General features: G+C 60.0%; 13 protein-coding genes. 2 read left to right on the top strand and 11 right to left on the bottom strand.

Annotated features, from left to right (window positions below):
• Nucleotides 1-19: 19 nt before the first annotated feature.
• The 5 genes from urtE to urtA all read right to left on the bottom strand — a co-directional run bounded on the left by urtE (nt 20) and on the right by urtA (nt 5,581).
• Nucleotides 20-718: an urea ABC transporter ATP-binding subunit UrtE gene (gene urtE, locus FFI16_RS23745; protein ID WP_138817066.1), complete on the bottom strand. Its 699-nt coding sequence runs from the start codon at nt 716-718 to the stop codon at nt 20-22.
• A 60-nt stretch (nt 719-778) separates the two neighbouring features.
• Complete coding sequence (gene urtD, locus FFI16_RS23740; RefSeq protein ID WP_178112708.1) at nt 779-1,612, bottom strand: urea ABC transporter ATP-binding protein UrtD; 834 nt, start codon at nt 1,610-1,612, stop codon at nt 779-781.
• Nucleotides 1,609-2,676, bottom strand: a complete 1,068-nt coding sequence (urtC, locus tag FFI16_RS23735) for an urea ABC transporter permease subunit UrtC (protein ID WP_138817064.1) — start codon at nt 2,674-2,676, stop codon at nt 1,609-1,611. Before urtC ends, urtD begins: the two co-directional genes overlap by 4 nt.
• A complete protein-coding gene (gene urtB / locus FFI16_RS23730; protein ID WP_138817063.1) occupies nt 2,676-4,178 on the bottom strand; it encodes an urea ABC transporter permease subunit UrtB in 1,503 nt (500 codons plus the stop codon). The genes urtC and urtB overlap by 1 nt, the downstream gene beginning before the upstream one ends.
• A 137-nt stretch (nt 4,179-4,315) precedes the next feature.
• On the bottom strand, nt 4,316-5,581 hold the full coding sequence (gene urtA, locus FFI16_RS23725; protein ID WP_138817062.1) for an urea ABC transporter substrate-binding protein: 1,266 nt from the start codon (nt 5,579-5,581) through the stop codon (nt 4,316-4,318).
• A gap of 114 nt (nt 5,582-5,695) precedes the next feature.
• On the opposite strand from urtA, the gene FFI16_RS23720 reads away from it, so the two are divergent.
• Both FFI16_RS23720 and FFI16_RS23715 read left to right on the top strand, forming a co-directional pair.
• Nucleotides 5,696-10,447: a DUF4329 domain-containing protein gene (locus FFI16_RS23720; RefSeq protein WP_178112707.1), complete on the top strand. Its 4,752-nt coding sequence runs from the start codon at nt 5,696-5,698 to the stop codon at nt 10,445-10,447.
• Between the two features lie 634 nt (nt 10,448-11,081).
• Nucleotides 11,082-16,985: a DUF4329 domain-containing protein gene (locus tag FFI16_RS23715; protein WP_138817060.1), complete on the top strand. Its 5,904-nt coding sequence runs from the start codon at nt 11,082-11,084 to the stop codon at nt 16,983-16,985.
• A 2-nt stretch (nt 16,986-16,987) separates the two neighbouring features.
• On the opposite strand, the gene FFI16_RS23710 is transcribed toward FFI16_RS23715, so the two are convergent.
• The 6 genes from FFI16_RS23710 to FFI16_RS23685 form a co-directional block, all read right to left on the bottom strand.
• A complete protein-coding gene (locus FFI16_RS23710; protein WP_138817059.1) occupies nt 16,988-17,998 on the bottom strand; it encodes an iron ABC transporter permease in 1,011 nt (336 codons plus the stop codon).
• A complete protein-coding gene (locus FFI16_RS23705; RefSeq protein ID WP_138817058.1) occupies nt 17,995-18,942 on the bottom strand; it encodes an ABC transporter substrate-binding protein in 948 nt (315 codons plus the stop codon). The genes FFI16_RS23710 and FFI16_RS23705 overlap by 4 nt, the downstream gene beginning before the upstream one ends.
• On the bottom strand, nt 18,939-19,727 hold the full coding sequence (locus FFI16_RS23700; RefSeq protein ID WP_138817057.1) for an ABC transporter ATP-binding protein: 789 nt from the start codon (nt 19,725-19,727) through the stop codon (nt 18,939-18,941). The genes FFI16_RS23705 and FFI16_RS23700 overlap by 4 nt, the downstream gene beginning before the upstream one ends.
• A gap of 139 nt (nt 19,728-19,866) precedes the next feature.
• A complete protein-coding gene (locus FFI16_RS23695) occupies nt 19,867-21,975 on the bottom strand; it encodes a TonB-dependent siderophore receptor (protein ID WP_138817056.1) in 2,109 nt (702 codons plus the stop codon).
• Nucleotides 21,976-22,128: 153 nt separating this feature from the next.
• Complete coding sequence (locus tag FFI16_RS23690) at nt 22,129-23,511, bottom strand: PepSY domain-containing protein (protein ID WP_138817055.1); 1,383 nt, start codon at nt 23,509-23,511, stop codon at nt 22,129-22,131.
• A gap of 115 nt (nt 23,512-23,626) precedes the next feature.
• The gene (locus tag FFI16_RS23685; RefSeq protein ID WP_138817054.1) at nt 23,627-25,687 is read right to left on the bottom strand and encodes a TonB-dependent copper receptor; all 2,061 of its coding nucleotides are present in this window, start codon (nt 25,685-25,687) and stop codon (nt 23,627-23,629) included.
• Nucleotides 25,688-25,767 lie beyond the last annotated feature (80 nt).

Below are 25,767 nucleotides of genomic sequence, written 5' to 3'. Positions count from 1 at the left end.
ATCGTCAGGACGCTACAGATTAAATCGTAACCAGCCCGCGCACACCCTCACTGTCCATATTTTCACCTCGGCCTTGCTGCACGATTTCACCGCGTGACATCACCAGGTATTGATCGGCCAGCTCGGCGGCAAAGTCGTAGAACTGCTCCACCAAAAGGATCGCCATATCGCCGCGCGCCGCGAGCTTTTTGATCACCGCGCCGATTTCCTTGATCACCGACGGCTGGATGCCTTCGGTGGGCTCATCGAGAATCAACAGGCGCGGGCGGCTGGCCAGCGCGCGGCCTATCGCCAATTGCTGCTGTTGGCCACCGGACAAATCGCCGCCGCGCCGGTGCTTCATTTGCAGCAGCACCGGGAACAGTTCATAGATAAACGCCGGGACTTCCTTGGCTTCAGAGCCAGGGAAGCGCGAGAGGCCCATCAACAGGTTTTCTTCCACCGTCAGCCGCCCGAAAATCTCCCGGCCCTGGGGCACGTAGGCGATACCGGCGTGTACACGCTGGTGCGGTTTGAACCCGGTAATGGCCTTGCCTTCCCAGTTCACCGCGCCTTCTTTGGCCGGCAGCAAACCCATCAGGCATTTGAGCAAGGTGGTCTTGCCCACGCCGTTACGGCCGAGCAGGCAGGTGACTTCGCCAATCTGCACGTCAAATGAAAGCCCGCGCAGGATATGGCTACCGCCGTAGTACTGATGCAGCTTGTCGACTTGCAGCATGTTCAAAACCTCCTCAATTGATCGTTCCCACGCTCTGCTTGGGAACGATCAGATAAAGCATCAGCGACCGAGGTAAACCTCGATAACGCGTTCATTTTCCTGCACCTGTGCAAGCGACCCTTCGGCCAGCACGCTACCCTGGTGCAACACGGTCACGTGGTCGGCAATCGCGCCGACAAACCCCATGTCGTGTTCCACCACCATCAGCGAATGCTTGCCCGCCAGGCGCTTGAACAGCTCGGCGGTGAACTCGGTTTCGGCGTCGGTCATGCCCGCAACGGGTTCGTCCAGCAGCAACAGTTGCGGGTCTTGCATCAGCAGCATGCCGATTTCCAGGAACTGCTTCTGCCCGTGGGACAACAACCCCGCCGGGCGCTGTGCCGAGGCGGTCAGGCGGATGGTATCGAGCACTTCCTCGATGCGGTCTTTCTGCTCACCGCTCAAGCGTGCGCGCAGGCTGGCCCATACCGACTTGTCAGTCTTTTGCGCCAGCTCCAGGTTTTCGAACACGCTCAAGGCTTCGAATACCGTGGGCTTCTGGAACTTGCGGCCAATGCCGGCCTGGGCGATCTGCACCTCGCTCATGCTGGTCAAATCCAGGGTTTCGCCAAACCAGGCCTTGCCATGGCTGGGTCGGGTCTTGCCGGTGATCACGTCCATCAGCGTGGTCTTGCCCGCGCCGTTGGGGCCGATGATGCAGCGCAGTTCGCCGACGCCGATGTACAGGTTCAAGTCATTGAGTGCCTTGAAGCCATCGAAGCTGACGCTGATGTCTTCCAGGGTCAGGATGGTGCCGTGGCGGGTGTTCAGGCCCTTGCCGGCGGCCTGGCCAATGCCGATGGCATCGCGGCCGCTGCCTGCGTCGAAAATAGGTTCAAGCATGACGTTCCTCATTTCTTCAGCAGGCCGATGATGCCCTTGGGCAGGTACAGCGTGACGATGATGAACAGCGCCCCGAGGAAGAACAGCCAGTATTCCGGGAAGGCCACGGTGAACCAACTCTTCATGCCATTGACCACACCGGCGCCCAGCAACGGGCCGATCAAGGTGCCGCGCCCGCCCAAGGCCACCCACACGGCGGCTTCGATGGAGTTGGTCGGCGACATTTCGCTGGGGTTGATAATGCCCACTTGCGGTACATACAAAGCGCCGGCCAAACCACACAGCACCGCACTCAACACCCACACAAACAGCTTGAAACCCCGCGGGTCGTAGCCGCAGAACATCAGGCGGTTCTCGGCGTCACGCAACGCCGTGAGCACGCGGCCGAACTTGCTCTGCGCCAGGCGCCAGCCGGTGTACAAGCTAGCGACCAGCAACAACACAGTGGCCACAAACAGCACCGCGCGGGTGCCTGGCTCAGTGATGCCAAAGCCCAGAATGCTGCGAAAGTTAGTGAAGCCGTTATTGCCGCCAAACCCGGTTTCGTTGCGGAAAAACAGCAGCATCCCGGCAAAGGTCAACGCCTGGGTCATGATCGAAAAATACACGCCCTTGATCCGTGAACGAAAGGCGAAGAAACCGAACACCAGTGCCAGCAAACCGGGGGCCAGCACCACCAGGCACATGGCCCAGAGGAAGTGCTCGGTGCCGACCCAGTACCACGGCAACTCAGTCCACGACAGAAAAGTCATGAAAGCCGGCAGCTCATCGCCGGAGGCCTGGCGCATCAGGTACATGCCCATCGCGTAACCGCCGAGGGCAAAGAACAAGCCATGGCCTAAGGACAACATCCCCGCGTAACCCCACACCAGATCCAGCGCGAGAGCGACGATGGCGTAACAGAGGATCTTGCCCACCAACGTGAGGGTGTAGGCCGAGACGTAAAACGGATTTTCCGGCAGCAGCAGCGAGCACAACGGCAGCGCCAGCAGCAGGATCAGGATCACCGTGCCCACCGCTATCGTGACCTTGGGGCCGGCCTTTTGCGCGGCTGTAAGCATCAATGGCTGGTTCATCAGTCGATCACCCGTCCTTTCAGTGCAAAGAGTCCTTGCGGGCGTTTCTGGATAAACAGAATGATCAGCGCGAGGATCAGGATCTTGCCGAGTACGGCGCCGATCTGCGGCTCGAGAATTTTGTTGGCGATGCCCAACCCGAAGGCGGCCATCACGCTACCGGCCAACTGGCCGACGCCGCCGAGCACCACCACCAGGAACGAGTCGATGATGTAGCTCTGGCCCAGGTCCGGGCCGACGTTGCCGATCTGGCTCAGCGCCACGCCGCCCAACCCTGCGATACCGGAACCAAGGCCAAAGGCGAGCATGTCCACACGCCCGGTGGGCACGCCGCAGCACGCCGCCATGTTGCGGTTCTGGGTGACGGCGCGCACGTTGAGGCCCAGGCGCGTCTTGTTCAGCAACAGCCAGGTCAGCACCACCACGCACAGTGCAAAGGCGATGATCACGATGCGGTTGTACGGCAGCACCAGGTTGGGCAGCACTTGAATGCCGCCGGACAACCATTCGGGGTTAGCGACTTCGACGTTCTGCGCACCGAACACCAGGCGCACCAGCTGAATCAGCATCAGGCTGATGCCCCAGGTGGCCAGCAGGGTTTCCAGCGGCCGCCCGTAGAGGTGGCGAATCACCGTGCGTTCCAGTGCCATGCCGATGGCCGCCGTGACAAAAAACGCCACCGGCAGCGCAACCAGCGGGTAGAACTCGATGGCCGCCGGCACGTAGCGCTGCATCATCAGTTGCACCACATACGTGGAGTAAGCGCCGAGCATCAGCATCTCGCCGTGGGCCATGTTGATCACGCCGAGCAGGCCGAAGGTGATCGCCAGGCCCAAGGCTGCGAGCAGCAGGATCGAACCCAAAGACATGCCACTGAAGGCCTGGCCGAGAATCTCGCCAAACATCAATTTGCGTTTGACCTGGGCCAGGCTGGTCTCGGCGGCGGTGTGCACGGCGGCATCGGTTTCGACACCGGGCGCCAGCAGCGCCTCAAGGCGTGTGCGTGCCAGCGGGTCGCCGGTACCGCCCAGCAGGCGCACGGCGGCGAGGCGAATGAGCGGGTTGGGGTCGACCAGTTGCAGGTTGGCCAGGGCCAGGCTCAGCGCGGTGTGCACGGCCTCGTTGGTCTCGGCGGCCACTTGCTGGTCGAGGAATTTGAGCTGCGCAGGTTGTGCGCTTTTTTGCAGGGTTTGCGCAGCAGCGAGGCGCACCTTGGGGTCGGCGGCGAGCAGTTGCTGGCTGGCTTGCACGTTGTCGATCAGGCCGCGCAGGCGGTTGTTCAGGCGCACGGTCTTGGTTTCGCCGTTGACGTTAAGTTGGCCTTGTTGCAGCGCGTCCACCAGCTCGATGCGCGCCGGATCGGGCTGGGCAGCCCAGTCCTGGAGCAGTTTGGCTTGTTGCATCGGGTTGGCGTTGATGAAGTCTTCGGCGTCGCTGGCGTGTGCGGCGAAGGGCAGCATCAGCAGCAAGGCCAGAAAGTAGCGATGGAGGGCAGTGGGCATAACAAAGTGTCCTGATCATTCGCGGACAGTGTGGGAGCGGGCTTGCTCGCGAATACGGTGTGTCAGTTAGTGCATTTGTGACTGATCCACCGTATTCGCGAGCAAGCCCGCTCCCACATTTTTGACCGCGTGGGGCTTTAGTTGCTCTTCACGGCATAGTCCGGCTTCTTGTCGTTACCCGGAATGTACGGGCTCCACGGCTGGGCGCGGATCGGTTTTTCGGTCTGCCACACCACCGAAAACTGCCCGTCGGCCTGGATCTCGCCGATCATCACCGGCTTGTGCAGGTGGTGGTTGGTCGCGTCCATGGTCAGGGTGAAGCCCGACGGCGCGGCGAAGGTCTGGCCGGCCATGGCTTCGCGCACTTTGTCGACGTCGGTGGACTTGGCTTTCTCAACCGCCTGCGCCCACATATGAATGCCCACGTAGGTGGCTTCCATCGGGTCGTTGGTCACGGCTTTGTCCGCGCCCGGCAGGTTGTGTGCCTTGGCATAGGCCTTCCAGTCTGCGACGAATTTCTTGTTCACCGGGTTCTCCACTGACTGGAAGTAGTTCCAGGCGGCGAGGTTGCCCACCAGTGGTTTGGTGTCGATGCCGCGCAGTTCTTCTTCGCCCACGGAGAACGCCACCACTGGCACGTCAGTGGCCTTCAGGCCCTGGTTGGCCAGCTCTTTGTAGAACGGCACGTTGGAGTCGCCATTGACGGTGGAGATCACTGCGGTTTTGCCACCGGCCGAGAACTTCTTGATGTTGGCGACGATGGTCTGGTAATCGCTGTGGCCGAACGGGGTGTAGACCTCTTCGATATCTTTGTCAGCTACGCCTTTGGAATGCAGGAACGAACGCAAAATCTTGTTGGTGGTGCGTGGGTACACATAGTCGGTGCCGAGCAGGAAGAAGCGCTTGGCGCCGCCACCTTCTTCGCTCATCAGGTACTCCACTGCCGGTATCGCCTGCTGGTTAGGCGCCGCACCGGTATAGAACACGTTGGGCGACATCTCTTCACCTTCGTACTGCACCGGGTAGAACAGCAGGCCGTTGAGTTCTTCGAACACCGGCAATACCGATTTACGCGACACCGAGGTCCAGCAACCGAACACCACGGCCACCTTGTCCTGGGTCAGCAGCTGGCGGCCCTTTTCGGCGAACAGCGGCCAGTTCGACGCCGGGTCCACAATTACTGGCTCCAACATTTTGCCGTTCACACCGCCCTTGGCGTTGATCTCGTCGATGGTCATCAAGGCCATGTCTTTAAGCGAAGTTTCGGAGATCGCCATGGTCCCGGACAACGAGTGCAGGATGCCGACCTTGATGGTCTCGGCGGCCTGGACGGTCCAGGTCAAGCCCATGGCGGCAATGGATGCCGACAAAGTGAAAGCCTTGATCAAGCTACGACGCTTCATGGTGCGATCTCCGTAAACCGAAAGTGTTGTGGGGCAGATACGCAGGTCTTTGCAAAGGCTGTGCCTATGGCGTGCAGCGTCAATATCAGTAAGTGCTGCGCGGATAAGGTGGCCATGCAGCGCACCAACTTGGCGCTGCATCGCTCATCGAGTGCGCGCAAAGCCCTCAAAAAGGGCGCAGGCATAGATATGCAGCGCAAGCGTCACGCAGGAGCGTTCCAGGATGAGGCCACCAGGCGCGCCTTTTGTGCCCTGGACCTTCTTGCCAGCGAGAACCTTATGGACACAATTCCCGTCACTCCAAGCCGTCCTGTTGAATTGCCTCCCCTGAGCCCAGCTTTTATCAGTGCCGACGACGCCGCTTATTGGGCGCACCGCCGTATCCGCCATACCGTGGAATGGGAGTACGGCGGGGTGGTACTGCAGGACAAAGAGGGGCTTTTTCGCGCGACCGAACCTCGCCATGGCGAGATGCCTCGGTTCTATTTTGAAACGGTTTTATCAGCAGATAAGTTTGGGCATCCCGTTGCGCCCAAGGGATTCCAGGTGGTTGCGATTTACCACTCACATCAGTCCGTACATGAGCAGATGCGCAGCACAGGCTTGTCGGACTCGCAGGTGCGATTACTCCTCGGTTCGTTCACCTCTTCGGAAATGCTGTTTAACATCGCCATGGGTGAGTCGATGCCGGCCCATTATCTATCGGGGCCGGACGGGTCCTTGATCAAGTATGTTGCCAGCGGCAATGCCGTCGAACAGGTCTTGCACGACCAGTTGGTAAAAGAGTGGAATGGTCAGTCGTCCCTGCACTATAAGTTTGTGCATTCGTTTATCCTCGATTGCGCCGCCGCAGGCGAGCTATGGGTGGTGGTGGCCAATGATGAGTGGGGCGGCGTACGGGGCCGGGTCACCCCGACCTGGGAGCCTGGCACTGCCGTGACGTCAAAAGTTGAAGCATTACCTTTGTGTACTCGGGTGTATGCACAAGCCGAAAAGGCGGCCACGGTGGCCTTGGACGATAAGGCTTCAGCCGGGCCTGGGGTCAGCGGCTTTATTCTCAAGTGTACTCAAGGTTATGTCGCCACCTGGCCGGTACAGGCAGCGCAACCATGGTTTCTTCTGAAGGCGTTGTTTCCAGCCCAGGCCAGTGGCGGGGTCAGCTTGCCTGAGCATTGCTCTGTGCAGGGCGCTTACGCCACTGTGCCGGCCGTTCAGGCGGTTGCGCCCGCCGTGCCGCAACCGTGGCTGTACAAGGTAATGTTTTCGGCGTCGCAGTTGGCTGCGGGGATTGGGCAGCTTCGAGCCAATACCGGCGTGCGTAACGACGATTACCCGACGAGCCTGTATTTTCAAACCAGTGACCGTGCCTTGTTGCGGTACACCCTTCGTGGTTCGCAGCAGGAGACGACGCTGTTTGTTGAGGATCCTCAGGGCGTATTTAAAGACGATGGCAGCGAAGAACACATGCGTACTGGCGTATTGTCGGCGCACGACTATGTGTTGCGGGTAGCCGGGATTGGAGCGCTTGAGGTCCTGCGTACCAGTGAGGTCTGGAATGAAAAGGCAATCCTGACGTCAGGCTGGAAGCCTTACTCCAATAGGCAGCCGCCGCTGAGTCCAGCCTTTGTGACGGCTGACGATGCGGCCAGGTATGCCCATGGGCAACTGGACTACCGGCGTCTGTTCAACTGCGCTGCGCTGATTCTCCAGCGCGATGATCAACGTTTTGTCGTCACTGAACCTGTCAGCACAAACCAGCCGCGTTTTGCACTGGATGCGGTCTACCCGTTGGACGCCCAGGGCGAGCCGATCATGTTGACGGCAGGCTGCCGACTGTACGCCCTGTTCTGCGCCAGAATACAGCCTGATGCGGCTCAGAGCCTGCGTGACAACGAGGCTCGGGTCGCAGCGCAAATGTTCATGGACACCGATATTTATACGCTGCTCTCAAATCACAAGGTGGTTGCGCGCGCCTACCTTTCAGGTTCGGTAAACAGTTTGCTGGCCTATACATCGCAAGCGCTTGAGTCGTATACCGAGCGCGAGTTGCTGGAGCGGGTAACGCCTTCGGCCGGTAGCAGCACCGTGGCGCGAGAGCTATCGCAAGGCACGCTTGTGCCCAGTGCCTTTGTGCGTGAGCAGGCTTACCTGGGACGCTTGCGCGTGGTACTTGCCAACCCACTCTGGGGCCCGGTCGGCGATTTGCCCGAAGACTGGGAGCCGGCGCTGGGCACTGACGCGTCGCGCCTCCCTGAACCCCCCCTGTTGGGCCCGGTGTTTGCCTCGGCATCGGAGGCGGTGCGGGACGCCCATGAACGCACCCTGGAGCGCTATGGGCGCAGCCCTGTTGGCCTGGGTGTGGTGCTGCGGCATCGAACCCTGGCGCAATACGCGGTAACGCAGAGTGTGTCGGCCGAGTTACTCGACCAGTTGCTGCATACCTGCCGTTTTGCCGAGACGCTGCAGCAGGCGGGGTTTGAAGTCGACAGCTTTTACGCATCCACCGTGCGTTTACCGGAGGATGCGTCGGCCTCAGGGCGTTGGTTGGCCCGCCATTTCATCGCGCCTGACGATCTGCATGCAGCCCTTTACGATAACGTCGGTGTTCGACGGTTACCGCTGTCGCAGCGGCTGGTGGTGCATATCGCAACGCTGGAAGGGGCTCTGTTGGCGTATGAAGCCGGTACCCGTGATGGGGTGTTTGGCACAGATACGAAGCAAGGCCTGTCGACCCTCAAACGCGGGCTCGACAGCGCTGAGATAGCCACCGCCGATTTTGTCTTGCGCGTGGCCGGCAGCGGGCAGCTACACGTGATCCTGGGGAGTGAGTGCTGGAGCACGCCAGGCAAGGTGGATGCGCACTGGGTGCCGTTTTTGCGGGTGTTGCGTCGCCGTCTGAGCCCGGCCTTTTCCTGTGCCGACGATGCGGCACGTTATGCCTCGATGCGCCTGGGCGCGAGACGGGACAAGGTCTATGGCGGCTTGATCCTCAGATCAAGCGCAGGCCTGTTCGTCGCCACCGAGCCCTTGGTGGTACACGTCGAAAACTTCGATGTGCAGTGGGTTCGCTCAAACGAATTGGTGGCTAAAGGGTTGTTCCTGGGAGGCAGTACGGTGGTGGCTTTTTATCATAGCTGCAGTGCATACGAGCCGCAGTTTCCGACCACCGATACGCAATGGAACGTATACCGCAATATGTTCTCCACTGCGTTTGTGACGCAGGTACTCAGGGAGCGGGCCCGGGATGCAACATCCAGCCCCCGTATCGACTACTTGCTGTGTAACGACGGTGCACTGCTGCGTTACCGTTTCGATGGTGGCGCGAGGCAACTGGCGTTGGCGGCCGAACTCAACCTGACCTCTGCTCAAGCGCAATGGCATCGGTACAACCCGATTGAGGAACAGATTCGCGACTGCACCCTGCAACCCGAAGAGTGGGTCAATCGGTTGGCTTATGCGGGGGAACTGGTTGTGCTGCAAGGCAGTGAGCTATGGGGGCCGTCGCGCACCGTTACTGCCTTGAGGGCATACTCCCAGGCGCTGGATATGATCGCTGGTGTGGCGGCGCAAGCGGATGCAGGGTTGAGCCCGCTGTTCACCCAGCCATTGGATGTCGCACGCTATCTGCATCGCCTGAGCCCGGAACGCGATCACTTGGCGTTCGGTTTTATTCTCAAGTCTTCGAATCAGGCGCATTTTGCCGGGACGCTGCCGTTGCCCCTGCGCGATACCGAAGGCTTTAAGCTCAACCATGTATTTGTTGAGGGGAAGTTGCCTCAAGGGTTCACCGTCTATGGTGTCTACCTGCAAGCCCGCGTGCTTCCTGAGGCCGGAGATTCAAGCCCGGCCGCTCATTTTTTCTGGCCACTGGACTTGTTACAAGGATTGGCGGCGGCTGAGTACGGCCGTGTGCCTCTTTATCTTTCATGTGCCGATGGCGCGCTGCTGATGCTTGACACCGCCCGGCCGGCTGCCGAGCTGGCCACCGTCGAGGCAGCATCCCGTTACGGCGGTGAACTGCACAGCGCAGCCGTGCCGCTGCTGCACTACATTCGCAAGGTCGCCGCAGGCAACAAGCTACGGGTGTTGCTGGGCAGCCCATTCTGGTTCGAAACCACCTGGGTCACCGCGCAATGGGTGCCGTACAAGGCGACGCCCGTGTCTCCCTACCATGACTATCGTTTAGCCTTGAGCCCGGTTTTCCTGCATTCGGACGATGCCGCGCGTTATACGCAACATCTGGTCGGCCCCTACAAAGGGGACGATTACCTGGGGGCGATTCTTGAAGATGTGCTGAGGCGTGCCTATGTAGCCGTCGAGCCCTTGGTAGACAACGACGCCAACGCCGCTCCCAGTGCCGAGGAGCGCCTTTTCTGGAAGCCCAGCAGAATCTCGACCAGCGACCACAATGTGCCGCTTCCCGAGTACCCGGACGGGCACCGTATTGTCATGACCCATCAGTTTTACAAGTCCGACTTTGCCCAGAGCAAGAACGACCCTGCCACGTCACTGGGGGTCAACTTCATTTCCTGGAGTTATATCTGGCGATACACCCGCGGCCTGAGAGGGTATTTCGACGTTCAGAATTACTACCTGTCGACACGCGACGGCGCGTTGCTACGGTACACCCCGGATTTCAGCGTCGACTCGCGGGAGGAGACGATGGTCCATCAGTTCAAACACCTGGGCGCGTATGAGGCCCGCGAGATGCTGGAACTGATGACGCCTTACACAACGTTGAACGTGGTACGTGCTGGCAGTTTCTGGACACGAAAAGGCTTGATTGAGGGCGCTCCCAGTGCCACGGCTCTCCCGGAGCAGGCGAAGCAAGACGATGATTTTCATCGAGAGAAGGATGAGTTTTAACCACGCGGTTCGGGGCTCGTGTCGGGCTGCCTCCGACTGAGCCGCGAGCGTATGGCTGTTTGTCGGCGGTGCTGGCTTCTATCAATACGATAACTATGTTGTGCCTACCGGACCTGCGACGGTTGAAGATTTCCAGCTTCTTTCAATCGTTTTCAGGGCGTTTCACCATGGTGGATGACACACAACCCTTGGGGTCACCTGCACCGCCGCTTCCACCCCTCAGCCCCGCATTTGCCAGTGCCGATGATGCCGCGTATTGGGCGCATGAGCGAATAGGCGACCGACGTGACTGAGAATATGGCGGGGCGATTCTCAAGCGCGGCAACCGTTACTTCGCGACCACCCCGATCCCGGGTGCATCTGGATCTTTTGATCCCTACGATGTCATCTCAATGGGGGATGACGGCAAGCTTATCCTCCCTGCACGTCCTGGCAGCGTCGCAGTCATGTTGGCGTGCGCTTGTTGTTGACGTTACGTAAAGAGCATCGCGCCTGAAGCAGGTCTGGGCCGGCTATCGACACGGCTAACTATCTACAGCGTCGGTGGCAGGCCTGCTGCACAGAATGACGTCAGGTCCAGTTTCTCAATAGGCGTTGAGAACGCTGGCGGATTTGATCATTCAAGGATGTAGCCATGACCATCGACTTATCGCGTGAGAAGCGCGCAGCCCTTCCAGAGCTTGTATTAAAACTGGGTACCCTAAGCCCAGCATTTGTCAGTGCTGACGATACAGCACGATATGTTCACGAACAGATCGGCAGTCGGCGTACTGTCGAGTTCGGGAGTGTCATTCTCCAGCGCTTGGCAGACCAGCGCTTTGTCGCCAGTGAGCCGATTGCAGACAGGGATACCGTATTCAATTGGACCAAACTGCTGGAGCGCGACCGCTCCACCAAAGACTTCTTGCACCCGCCGGGCTACAAAATTGTCGGGTGCCTGCATTCTCATCCCGATCGTATCGCGACGACGCAAAAGCAAAACCCGAAATGGACGTCACAACAGGTCGAAACCTTTGTAAGTTTCTTCTCAGTCGAGGACATTATTTTCCTGCATCAGGAACGCGGTGTGTTTGGTGTCGCCTATTTGTCCGGCCCCAATGGCACATTGCTCAAGTATGAGCACAGTGGTTCCGTCGCCGAGAGTGGTTTTGTGCAATGGCTCTCTACCAATGGCCCCTGGGAATCACCTCATGCGTATGACGGCACCATTGAGGGGCTCTACAAAAAATATGCGTCGGTCGGCCGACTGACCTTTCTCGCTACCAGCTCGGCGTGGGGTAATTCGTTGGGCGCGGTTCCGGATGATTGGGTGCCTTATGCGCCTTTTGCTTCCGGCTCCGAACAGGTCGTTTGTGGGCATCTGCTGGAGACAGAGGAGGCCGCCTGGTCCTATGCTCAAAAACAACTCGATCGCAACCCCACCAGCCAAAGGTTGGTGTTTATTCTGAAAAGTACCCAGGGCAATGAATACCTTGCCTCCAAACCTCGGGTTATACCCGCGAACGGACTGCCTCCCGATTATTGGTTCCCGGGCTTGACGTCAGGCCCTGCATTGCCGGCCGGGTTTCATCTTCAGGGGTTCTATTTTAATGGAAGGCCCGCCACGCAGGGAGTTCCCACAATACAGAGCTGGCTTTACCAGAACTTTTTCCGTCCGGCAGAGTTGTCCCGCTATATCGCCAAGGTTCGTCAATATGGCCTTGAACGGGAGGCGGAATCGGTATTGGGTCTAGTGTTGTATATGCGTACACCCGATGGCGCGCTGCTGCAGTACGAATTCTCCGGTTCGCCCGCCGAAACGTTGCTCATGGAACAGGACAAAGAGGGGGCAGGTGCCAATGAAAGCCTTCAGGCCCAGTTGCTCGCCGGTACGCTAAGCCCGCGACAATACGTGACCCGTGTTGCGGCAGCAGGGTCGTTGTCGGTCGTACAGGTCAGCCATATTTGGGATACGGTTGGGGAAGTGGGGCTACAGTGGCGGCCCTTGGCCAAGATGCCAAAGCCGATGATGAGCCCGGCTTTCATCACGGCCGACGACGCTGCCTGTTGGGCACATGAGGCTATCGGTACGCAGCGCGACCTTGAGTATGGCGGTGTCATTCTCAAACGCGGTTATCGCTACTATGCCACCCACCCTATAGCGGGAAAACGCGTTCAATTCGATCACTGGCGCATGTTGGCTACGGACGATCAGGGCAAGTTCATCGCCCCTGATGATTACGTCGCCGAGGCGTTCTATCACTCTCATCCCGCTGATGCCGAAAACATCAAGGCCCAAATTCCCCACTTCACGGCTGATCAGGTGCAAGTGTTCAACAACTTTTATTCCAGTGCTGATCAGCTCTTCAGTTTTGAAAAAAGAACGTTTGCCAAGGTCCACTACTTGTCCGGGCCGGATGATGTACTGCTCAAGTACGTCAGCAGTGGGTCGGCCATTGAAAAAAAATTGGATCTGCAACTGCGCGGTGGCCCCGGTGAGACCAGCAGCGATTTCGAGCATCCCATCAGGATGCTGGCCGAGGCCGGTGAGCTGTGGGTGGTCATTGCTAACCCAGTTTGGGGCGGCGTTCGTGGGCGTATCTCCAAAGGCTGGCGCATCAGGACCCCCGCGACAGCGCAGCAGCAGCAACCCTTTTTTACCGATGCCTACTCGCAACCTGAGCATGCCGTGTTGCGTGCGCTTTCACTCGCCGGCCCCGACGACAGTGGCGCAAAGTTTGGATTTGTACTCAAACACACGCGTGAGGCTATCTACGCAGCGACGCTGGCGATACCCAAGAGTGAACCGCTGTTTTCGCCTGTTGGTATATTCCCCGAACGTCGTGATGGCGGGTTGCGACTGCCTTCCCAATACCGGCTGGAGGCTATCTACTTCAACAGTTGGTACGAGACCAACGAAATTTCGGCCCGGGAAACCTGGTTGGCCAGCGCCTTTTTTACGCCGTCGCAGGTGGTGGCCGCTACCCGCCAGGCACGGGCGACCCTGACCATCCAGAACCCGGCCCGTGGCTTGACCCTGTACATGCACGCCTCTGATTCAGCGTTGCTGGCATTCAAAGTACCCGAGGCCACGGCCACCTCCCAGCTGGTGCAGGAGTCCAGCACCGGTGTGCTGCACGATAACGGTGCGCAAGCCGGCTTGCTCGATGGCACGCTTAGTCCGCGCACTTATGTACGTCGGCTTATTAGCGCAACGGATCTGTCGGTGGTCCGGGCGGGCGGCCTGTGGCGCGAAGTGGGCCCGGTAAATGACCGTCTGCTGGTGTCGGACTACACGGCGACATTGAGCCGTTCGTTTCTCTCTGCGCGCGATGCGGCGGTGTACGCCCATGAGCAAATCGGCAATCGGCGCGATCGTTACTATGGCGGCTACGTGCTCAAGGGCGAAGACGGTCGCTTTGTGATTACCGAGCCAATAGAAAGCCACGACAATCCCTTTTTTTACACGCTGTTTTTCCCTGCCAGTCACCGAGGCCCGTTGATCCCACCGCAATCCTATGTGTTGCACGGGCGTTACGGCTCTCACCTCGAACTGTCCATGGCCGACCCGGTACCGATCGTGCGGCGCGGCTGGACACGGGATGAGGCACTGATCAATCAGCAGGTATTCTCCTGCACTGAGATGTACTCAATTATTCCGGCGGGGCGAGTGGCCTATCTCTCGGCGGCGCCGAATTGTTTGTTGGAATACACCCCAAACAAGTCTTCGGCAGAAACAACGCTGCTGGCCAATGTCAGCCCCCAGGCCGGGGAAAACAGTCTGCAGCGACGCCTCGATAGCGGGCAGGTCAAACCTGACGAATGGGTGTGGCGACTCGCCGAGGCGGGGGACTTCAGAGTCATCCAGGGCGACCCATTGTGGGGGCCGCGCTCGGTGATCTACGCTGACTGGGCGGCCAATTACGTTTATGCCCCAAGGTTCGGCCCACTTGATTATGTCACCCACGGTGCCGTGTTCACCCGTGCCGACGACGCGGCCCGCGACCTTCATGGACGCGTGCATGGGCGTAATTTTCCAGAGGAGGCGTGCTATGCATTTATCCTCAAACACAAGGACAAGGAAGAGTACGTTGCGAGCGAGGTGGTGGGCGCCGCCCGGGACGGTGACCTGTTCAATCGCTTCAACTTTTATAAATTGACAAGCCTGAACGAGTACCAGCTTCCCGATGGTTTTGTACAGCATGGGTTGTTTCGCTCGCAACAATGGGCGCGCACAGGGCTGAATGCTTCGATCGAGTGGTTAACCCGGTTTTTTGTCACGCCTCAAACGTTATATGCCTCACTTTATGAAGCCAATCGAGGTAGCGCGAAAAACCTGCCGATTTATTTTTCAACCCTTGATGGTGCGCTGTTGCGTTATGAGCCCGTACCGCTCGACGTAACCGTTGGCGGTGCGGCAGCTATGCTGTTGGATCAGGCTGAGTCGCAATTGAACTCCGGCCAGTTGCAACCCCGTGACTTCATCAGGGCGTGGGCGCCGAACGCACTCTATGTGGTACGGACCAGCCAGTGCTGGGATGAACAAGGCATGGTGGCTAAAACCTGGGCCGGCTATCAGAACTTGATGCCGCGCAGTTTGAGTCCCGCCTTCGCCAACCCTGATGATGCGGCCTGCTACGCAGCGTCTCAAATCAGCCACGGGAGTGGCCGCGCTTATGGCGGGGTGATTCTCAGGCTGGCCGATGGTCTGTTTGCCTCGACAGTGCCTTTGACGATACCGCCTCAAGGTTTTGCGCTTAATTGGATCTTTCCGGATCAGGCGGTCGCTGTGGGACTTTACCCGGGGAACAGCACGATTGTGGGGCGATATCGGTCTTTGAAGGATCAAGAGGTGCCGCTGTTGCTGTCCACCACCCAGAAAGCCATCTACCAAAGCATGATACCGAGCGCAGTATTGTCGAGGCTGTTGCACCGTGAGGCCCATATCAAGCGTGAATATGTGTTCGGGTTCGATGGATCAATACTGAGTTACCAACTGTCGGGCTCTGCCGAGGAGTTGCTACTCAAGAAACGTGTGGCAGCGCTGAACCTGGTCAAGGGTGATTACGGTGACAACAACGTCGAGCAGCAAATCCGCAGTGGGGCGCTCACGCCGCTGGAATTTGTTACGGAGGTGGCGAAGGCCGGTGAGTTGAGTGTGGTGAAAGGTGATCGGGTATGGGGTCAGCCCAGGCGGATAAGGGGCGAACTCGGGGCGTCTAACACGCCGCCCAATCCTGGGGATATTCGCCAGGTCTTGTTCGACTCGCCCTGTGGCCCGATCTTTACCCGCGCGCTCGATGCTGTTCGCTACGCCCAGCGCATGGCGAAGCCGCAAGTCGATGTATCGTTCGGTTATGTACTCAAAGCGGTGAAAAAGTCGCTGTACATGACGACCTTGCCGCTTGTCAGAGAAGAATTTGACGATTTCAGGCGAGTGTTTATCAACGGCCAACTACCCCAGGGTTATGGGCTCGACGGCATGTATCTGTGTGCTTCGAATGTGGCGATTGCCCCGGCCAGTGATGGCATGTCGCAGAGCTTTTTCGCGCCCCAATACATCGGTAAGGCGCTGAACTTCCTCTTCTACGCACGCAACGGCAAGACTCTGGCGCTGTATCTGCTGTGTGCTGATGGTGCGTTACTTAAATACCTGGTGCAAAGGACGGCGTCACTGTACGACTGGACGAGCACCGCGGTCGTTGAACGCACGCAATTGCTCGAAGGTACCCTCACAGTGCGCGACTATGTGCGCCGCCTGGCCACCAGGGGGGAATTGTATGTCCGTGTGACCAGTGACGTCTGGGGCAGGAAAGAGCGGGTGACGGGGCAATGGGGGCCGTACAGAGCGTCCCATGCGTTTGCAGACGACCCGCATTTTCATTCGTTCTGTGGGCCGTTGTTTCTTTATCCCGATGATGCGGCGCGTTATGCCCAAGGCCTGGTGGCGCCTTTTTTGGGTAAGCAGTATCTGGGGGCGGTACTGATGCCAGATCAAATCCAGGGCTATGTAGCGCTTGATCCGGTGGAAGATCAGGGCACCGCAGGTGCAAGTACGCGAGAACTGTTGTTCTGGATTGATCATGTCGGGTTCGATGTGCCCGCCAGCAATGCACTGAGCACCTACAAAATCGCTGCCGTGCAGGCGTTCTACAAAGCGATGCCTCCGACATCCAGCCCTGGGTCTACGGATCAAAGACTGTTGAACAACTTCCTTTCCAAGGATGACCTGCGCGACTATATCGAGGTAATCAAAAGCAATTTGCCCTATGCCAAGAGTTGCTACTTTTCCAGTCAGGGCGGCGCCCTGCTTAAGTACGTACCGGCTTTCACATCGACTGAAACCACCTTGCTCAGCCCGGGGGTTGCACCAGACCCCTGTTCGCTGATCCTTCGATTGCGGTCTCAGGGCAGTCTGTCGGTGTTGGTCGTCGACGCTTTCTGGACACGCTTGGGCGTATTGGGTAACGAGTGGAACTGCACGCCAGCGCCGTCCGATTCGCCAAACAGCGAGTTCTGGTATGAGCGCAACAATGAACGGAACAGGATTGAACTCTGACTTCAACGCTTACGCATCAATCCGATAAAAAATAACCCGCCGATCGCTGCCGTGGCCACGCCAATCGGCAAGTCTTCGGGAGCGATCAAGGTGCGCGCAGCCACATCGACCCACACCAGGAACACGCTCCCCAGCAGCACGCATACCGGCAGCAAGCGTCGGTGCTCGGCACCCACCAGGCGCCGGGCGATGTGCGGCACCATCAGGCCGACAAAGCCGATGGAGCCGCTGATTGACACCAGCACGCCGGTCATCAGCGATGCGATCAGGAACACCTTGAGCCGCACGTTGCGTGCATTCAAACCCAGGGTCACGGCGGTCTGTTCGCCGGCCATCAGGGCATTGAGCGCACGGGCCATGCCCAACAGCAGGGCCAGCCCGAGCAGTATGGTGGCGGCAGGGACCGCCAGCAGTTCCCAGCGTGCCAGCCCCAGCCCGCCGAGCATCCAGAACATCACCGCCGAGGCGGCGCGGTGGTCACCGATGAACAACAGCAGGTTGGCCACCGCCATCATCACGAACGACACCGCGACCCCACACAGCAACAGGCGATCGCTTTCCAGGCGGCCGTTGCGACTGGCGACGGCCAGTACCACCAGCATGCTCAGCAGCGCACCGATAAACGCGGCGATGGGCAAGGTCAGCAGGCCGATGATTTCACCCACATGCAGCACCACGATCACCGCGCCGAGGGTGGCACCGGAGGTCACACCGAGCAGATGCGGGTCAGCCAGCGGGTTGCGTGTGACCGCCTGCAGTACCGCGCCAATCAGTGCCAGCCCGGCGCCTACCAGCGCCCCCAGTAGCATGCGCGGCACACGGATCAGCCAGACGATATGTTCCTGGCCCACACTCCAGTCCACCACACCCAAGCCGAACACCTTGTTCAGCAAAATTCGCCACACCACGTCCACGGGCACCCGCGCCGAACCGAACCCCAGGGAGATCACACAGGAGACCAGCAACAAGGCACCAAGGGCGCTCAATAACAGGACATAGCGACGGGTGATCATTCGCCGTGGAACCCCTTGGCCAGAGTTTCAACCGCCAGCACGTTGTCGATGCCTGGTGTGGCCTGCATGTAGGGGATCACAATGAAGCGCTGGTACTTGATGGCGTCCACCGATTGCAGTGCAGGGTTGTCGAGCAGGAACTGTTTCTTCTGTTCGGCGGTGACCTCGCTGTAGTCAACAATCACGATGACTTGTGGGTTGCGCTCAACGACGGTTTCCCAGTTGACCCGGGTCCAGCTGGCGTCGATGTCATCGAGAATATTGCGCCCGCCGGCGGCGTCGATCAGCGCCTGGGGCATGCCCAGGCGGCCCGAGGTCATGGCGCGGTCTTCGCCGCTGTCGTAAAGGAACACCCGTGGCTTGTCGGCAGGCAGGTCTTTTTGCACCTCGGCCACCTGCGCCTGCATCTGGGCGATAAGGGTATTGGCGCGATCCTGCACATCGAAGATCTTGCCCAGGTTGCGCAGGTCGTTATAGGTGTCGTCCAGGCTCGCGGCCGGGCGCTTCATCACAAACGCACACGACTCGGTCAACTCATACACATTGATGCCCAAGGGTTGCAGGGTGTGCGGCGTGAGGTCACCGCCCACGCGCATACCGTAATCCCAGCCGGCGAAGAAGAAATCCACGTTGGCGTTGAGCAGGGTTTCCACCGACGGGTACTTGCTCGCCAGCTCCGGCAGGCCGTCGAGGATCGCGGCCATGTCCGGCGGCACTGACTTCCAGCCCGTCACGCCGCTGTAGCCGGCCATGCGTGGCTTCAGGCCCAGGGCGAGCATCATCTGGGTCATGTTGATGTCGTGGCTGACCGCGTGTTGCGGGGCTTGCTGGAAGGTCACGTCGCGGTTGCAGCTTTTGATTGTCAGCGGGTAATGGGTGCTTTCAGCGAATGCGTAGGCAGTGCCGAGCAACAGAGGCAGAGACAGCAGGGCGCGCAGGATCATGGTTGAGTTATCCAGGTGATTCGGGGGTAGCCGGACAAGGGATGAGTGTCGATCAAGGCGTCGACGCCAAACACGTCGCGCAGCAACGCGGCGGTCAGCACTTCTCGCGGCGTGCCACTGGCGACGATGCGCCCGTGGTTGATCACGTACAGGCGATCACAGAACGCGGCGGCCAGGTTGAGGTCGTGGATGCTGGCCAGGGTGCCGATGTTCAACTGCTTGACCAGCCTTAACAGCTCCAGCTGGTAGCGCGGGTCGAGGTGGTTGGTTGGCTCATCGAGGATCAGTAGCTGCGGTTGCTGCGCCAGGGCGCGGGCGAGAATCACGCGCTGTTTTTCACCGCCCGACAGGGTGGCGAAGGCGTGGTCCTCGAAATGCTGCATACCGACGGATGCCAACGCTTGGCGGATCAGTTGCTGGTCGTGCTGGGTGTCGCTGTCGAACAACCCCTTGTGGGGCGTGCGGCCCATGGCGACCACTTCATCTACACGCAAACCGAACGCGTCGGGGAATTCCTGCAGCACCACAGCGATGCGTTGCGCGCACCACTTGGCGCTTTGCTTCCAGACGTTCTGATGCGCAAGCGTTACGTCGCCGCGCTCCGGCCGGGTGAACCGATAGGCGCAGCGCAACAGGCTGGTCTTGCCGCTGCCGTTGGGGCCGATCAAGCCGACAAACTCCCCGGCACCGACCTGCAAGCTGGCATCACGCAGTTGGAAGCGGTGATTGCAATGGTCGTGGCCGGGTGGGGTCCAGCCAAGGTCGGTGAGGGTGAGTGAGGCCATCAATATTCTCAAGGTCAACGCAAATCGAAAATGTGGGAGCGGGCTTGCTCGCGAATACGGTGGATCAGTGAAATTTCCATTGCCAGACACACCGCATTCGCGAGCAAGCCCGCTCCCACATTAGTCCGTGCTGTTTCAGTTAGAAGGTGTAGTCCGCCGTGACGAAGAACGAGCGCGGTTCCCCGAGTATCCACTGTTGGCCGTTGTTGTACTGGCTGACGGCGTAGGTGCGGTTGAACAGGTTGTTCAGCTCAAGGCCCAGGGTGGTATTGCGCATGGCTTTCCACGATACGTTGGCGTCGGCCACGGTGTAGCTGGGTACTTCGCTGCTGTTGGCGGTGTCGGCATAACGGGCGCTGACGTAACGCACACCGGCACCGGCGCGAATGTCATCGGTCACCGCCTTGCTCAACCACAGGTTGGCGGTGCGGTTGGGCACGTCCACCGGGCGGTTGCCGTCGCGGGAAACGGCCTGGCCGTTGACCACTTCGGAAAAGTCGTCGTACTGCGCCCGCACAATGGCCGCGTTGGCTTGCAGCTGCCAGGCGTTGGGCAGTTGCAGGTCGAGGCTGGCTTCCAGGCCGTTGGAGGATTGCTGGCCGACTTGCTCCTTGAGCGTGGTGCCGGGAATGCTCACCAGCAGTTTCTTTTTGACGATGTGATAGGCCGCCAGGGTCCATTCGCCACGCGCGTCCCAGAACGCCTGCTTGAAGCCGATTTCGGCCTGTTTGGCGGTGGACAAGCCAAACTGCTGCTGGCTCGGGCTCAGGCTGATCAGGCTGCCGACACCGTCGGTGCTGGTGGCGTACTGGCCGTAGACCGAGATACTCGGTGTGATCGCGTAGACCAGGCCGGCTTTCCAGTTGTTGCCGGTCAAGGTCTTGTCGGAGTCTTGGTTTGCGGTTGTCAGGTCATTGCTATCGATGTGCAGGTAGTCGCGGCGCGCGCCAGTGATCAGCGAGAGTTTATCGGTCAGTTGCAGGCGGTTTTCGGCAAACGCCGCGAGTTGTTTGGTGGTGCTGACTGACTGCGCAATAAAAGGGCTGTCGCTCACAAACGGTTGTGGCACCGGATGCTGAATATCCACCGGCTGACCGCCGCCCGGCACGTCGTTAAACGGCGCGTTACTGGCCAGGCGGAAGCGAATGCGGTTGTACTCGACGCCCGTCACCGTCTGGCTGTCGAGGCCCAACAGTGTATGTTTGAAGGTGAAGGTCTGGCGGTCACCGACCTGTTCCTGGTTGTGCTTGATGCCCAGGTAGTCCTGGCGCACCAGGCCGCCATTTACATAGTTGTAGCTCTCGGCGTTCTGCCAGCGGCGCTGGTTTTTCAGGTACGACAGCTCGTTGGTCGCGGTGACGTTGTCGTTGATCTGCCACTCGCTGGTCAGGCGCGTCCACTGGTCGTTGTAGTGCTGTTTGTCGTTGCTGACGTTGTAGTTCTTGTCGCGCAGGCCTTTGTGCAACTGGCCGTTGATCAGCGGCGTGCCGTAGTAGTTCTGCGGGCTCTGGTCGCCGTAGTCGTGGGCCAGGGTGAAGCTCAGGTTGTCGGCCGGCTGCCAGCGCAGGGCGCCGCTGACGAAGTCGCTGGCGGAGTCACCGCGCGCAATAAAGCCGTTGCTGCGCAGGCGGTTGACGTTCAGGCGGTAGCTCAGTGTGTCGGTCAGCGAGCCGCCGCTGTCCAGGGCTTGCTGCTGGCGGTCATAGGAGCCGTAGCCAAGGCGCACATGGTTTTCGATTTCGCCGCTGAACGGCTTTTTCGCAATTGTATTGATCACCGCGCCGGTGGCGCCCTGGCCGTACATCACCGATGCCGGGCCGCGCAGCACGTCCACGCGCTCAACCGACCAGGTATCCACCGGGAAGGTGGACGTGCCTGCACCGTCGAACATGCGCTGCCCGTCGTACAACTGCAGTACCGAACTCTGCCCGGTGAAACCACGGGCCTGCAACGACGTGCCGCCGTCGCCCGGCGAGCCGGTGCGGCTGATGCCGGTGGCGCGCGAGATGGCGTCCTGCACACTGGCGTCGCCACGTTCGCGGATCTTCTCGCCGGTCTGGCTCTCGACGCTGCCTGGCGTTTGCAAGGCCGTGAGGTTCAGGCGCGAACCGGCGGTGGTCGGCGTGTTCAGGTCGACACGTTCGTCATCCACGGCGGACGCGGTCACGGGGCTGGCGGGCAGGGTCAGCGCCTGGGCATTGTTGTGCAGGGCGAGCAGGCATACGCCGCACGCAAGGTACTTGTTCATCGGTCGATCAATCGCTTCTTGAAAGGGTGTGCTCGCCGCAGGGAGCGGCGAGCAACGATAACGCAGAAAGTGTTATAAGTTAACACTTATTGGCTGCGCGACAAAAGTCGCGCAAGGCTACAGAAGGCCTCTGCCAAGGGCATCTCGCCTGCTTCATGCAGAACCTGAGGCAGATTCACGTTGGTTGAAAAGGCGCGCCAGCACCAGGCGATCCATCGCCCACACCAGGATCAACGATGCACCCACCAACGGAAAAATAATCGCCAGTGCGAACATGATCACCATCGCGGTTTTCCACTTCGGCAGGTCATGGCGCAACGGCGGAACTCCCAGCGCTCCTTGTGGCCGACGCTTCCACCAAATCACCACGCCACTCACCGCACTGAGCAAAATCATCAAGCAAATCACCAGCACGATCAGTTGATTGACCCAGCCGAACATCTTGCCCTCATGCAGCATCACGCCGGTTTCGGTGGCGCGTGCGACGAGGTTGTAGTGTTCCCAGCGTACATCGGCCAGCACCTTGCCGGTGTATTGGTCCACATGCAGGGTCGCATCATTGCGCGGGTCGTTGGCAAACACAGCGACGGTAAACACGCCTTCGGCGGTGGTGGGGAGCGTGATGCTATAGCCGGGTTCGACCTTGCGCGCGTTGGCCAGGTCGACCACTTGTTGCAGGCGCACAGTCGGCGCGGCGGGACCTGAATGCATAGCAGCGTGATTCATATGCTCGGCGTGGTCGCCGGACATCGGCATCGGCGTGTTTTCCATGGCCCACGGCACGGTCTGCTGGCTGGCGGTATTGAGGCTGCGCGCTTGCTGGTCGGACTGCGGCACGTTGTTCCACATCGCTGCGGGAAACTTATTCCACAGCTCGGCGTATTGTTTGCCCCAGAAGCCCGTCCAGGTCATGCCGCTGAGCAGCATCACCAGCAAAAATGCCGCGCCCCAGAAACCGGCGACCGCATGCATATCGCGCCAGAACACTCGGCCACGGCTGTTGAGCCGTGGCCACAACACGCCCGCCGACGACTTGCCGCGAGGCCACCACAGGTACACGCCGGACACCACCAGCATCACACCCCAACCGGCGGCGAGTTCCACCAGGCGATCACCCACGGTGCCGATCATCAGCTCGCCATGCAGTGCGCGGGCGATGGCTTGCAGGTTGTATTTGGCATCCTGTTCGCCGAGCACGGTGCCGCGATACGGGTCGACGAATACCGTCACCTCACGGCCATCGTTGTGCATCACGAATTGCGCGCTGCTGGTGGCGTCGGCGGGTGGCAGGTATTTGCTGATTTTGCCTTGGGGAAAGGCTGCCTGGGCGCGTTGCAGTTGTTCGTCGGCGCTCAGGGCGTGCTCGGCGCTTTGCACGTTGAGCAGGTTGCCGTACATCAGCGGGTCGAGCTGGGGTTTGAACAGGTAGATGATGCCGGTGAGGGCCAGCAGCACCATGAAAGGGGCGACGAAGAGGCCGGCGTAGAAGTGCCAGCGCCAGGCCAGGTTGTAGAAGGAAATTTTTTGGGTGGTCATCATTAGGCTCCGCAAGGCTTTAGATATTTTTGTCTGTCAGGCCGCTATCGCAGGCAAGCCAGCTCCCACAGGGGAATGCATTCCAAGTGTGGGAGCGGGCTTGCTCGCGAAGCTTTTAGAAGCTCATGTCCACCTTGGTCCAGAGCGTGCGCCCCGGCTCCTTGATGGCTTGCGGGTCGTTGGCCGGGTAGCCGAAGCCTGCATTACCGGCCAGGTTCAGATGCTCGGCATAGGCTTTGCCAAACAGGTTGTCGACGCCGGTGCTGACCTTGAAGTTTTTATTGATGCGGTACGCCGCGTTCAGCGAGAACACGCCAAAACCGCTGCTTTTGTCGAAGTCCTTGCCGACCACGTTGCCTTTGTTCTGGTCGATGCGATTTTGCGCCGCGACCACGCGCCACAAGGCGCCGGCGCTCCAGTCGTCCTGGCTGTAGGTGAGACCGAAGCGCGCGTCCAGCGGTGGCATTTGCGGCAGCGCCTTGCCGTCGCTGGTGTTCTTGCCCCAGGCGTAGGCGAGGCTGGCGTCGACTTTCCAGTGCTGGGTCAGCTTGTACGCCGCGCCGAGTTCACCGCCCATGATGCGCGCGTCAACGTTGCGGGCCTGGGAGGTGGTGCCCATCATGCCGGGCTTGTAGTCGAACAGGATAAAGTCCTGCACCCGGCCGATATAGCCCGAGGCCCAGGCTTCCAGGTCAGCGGTTTTGTACTGCGCGCCGAAGTCGAGTTGGGTGGTTTTCTCCGGCTTCACGCCATCGAAGGCATTCACTGAACCGACCGCACCGGTGTTGGGCGAAAACAGCTCCCAGTAATCCGGGAAACGCTCCGAATGGCCGAGCCCTGCGTAGACGGTGGTGGGCGTGTCGGCCAGGTCGTGCTCATAGCGCACAAAGCCCGATGGCAAGGTGTCGGCGCGGGTGTCGTTGGCGGTCGGGTTGGGGTGTGACATCATTCCCGAGCCCGTGCGCTGGCGGAAATCCTTGGCCGAGGCGCGGTCCAGGCGCGCGCCGGTGATCAGCCGATCGCGATCGGCGGCGTACCAGGTCAGTTCGCTGAACACGCCGTAGTTATGGAAGTTGGCGTCCTTGACCCGTGGCAGATCCTTGTAGGTGTCGATGCCCATGCTGCTGCGCTGGCGATGTTCGTTGGTCTGCGCATCCAGGCCGCTGATCAGTTGCACATCGGCCCAGCGCCAGGTCGCCTTGATACGTGCGCCGAGGGTGCGGCGGTCGACGTTGGAAGCCATCGGCCCGGCCATCATGCCGGTGCCCGACGGCGTGCGCAGGCTGTAGTTGTCCATCACATGGTCGGCGTAGTTGTAGTAGACCTGCGCTTCGACCTTATCCAGTACCTCACCGATATTGGATTTTTCAAAGCGCAGCCCCAGGCTTTCGCGCAGAAACTGCGAACCGTCCATGCCGCGCCCGGCGTAGCGCGCTTCGCCATCGCCACGGCCGGCGGTGAGCTCCAGCAAGGTGTCGGCGTCGGGGGTGAAGCCGACGGCGACATCGCCATTCCACTTGTCGTAGCGCGAAGCGACGGTGTGGTTATTGCCGTCCTTGTAGTCATCGGCGTGCGCCTGATTGCCGATCACCCGCACGTAGCCCAAAGGCCCACCGGCGGCGGCATCGACCACCTTGTCGAAGCGCCCGTTGGAGCCGGCCAGCACACTGGCGTTGACCCGCGTGCCCAGCTCGCCGAATTGCTCGGGCTCACGCTCGAACAGAATGGTGCCGGCGGACGCGCCGGGGCCCCAGAGCACGGTCTGCGGGCCTTTGATTACGGTGAGCTTGTCGTAGGTTTCCGGTGAGATATACGAGGTGGGCGCGTCCATCCGCCCCGGGCAGGCGCCGAGCATCATGCCGCCATTGGTGAGGATATTCAGGCGCGAACCGAACATGCCGCGCAGCACTGGATCGCCATTGGTGCCGCCGTTGCGTACCAGTGCGAAGCCGGGAATGGTCTTGAGGTAGTCTCCGCCATCGCTGGCGGGCACCGGTTGGCGTGGGTCTTTGGGGTTGGTGACAACGGTCAGCGGTGAGCTGGGGGCGATCGCGGTGATCACCGTGGGGCTCAGTTCGTGATCCTCAGCCTGCGCGTGTGGTGCCAACAGCGCGCCACACAGAACGGCAAGAACGGAGGTACATCCCAATCGGGAGTCAGCAGAAAACCTGGACATGACAAATTCCATCAATCAATCGTAAACAACACGGCCAGCAGCCTGCGGCTGTCTGTCTGAAGTCGGCCGGTGTGAAGTGA

The organism is Pseudomonas sp. KBS0710 (genome assembly GCF_005938045.2).
Classification (GTDB): domain Bacteria; phylum Pseudomonadota; class Gammaproteobacteria; order Pseudomonadales; family Pseudomonadaceae; genus Aquipseudomonas.
Note: the sequence above shows the minus strand (reverse complement) of the source record. Positions and strands in the feature narration are given on the sequence as shown.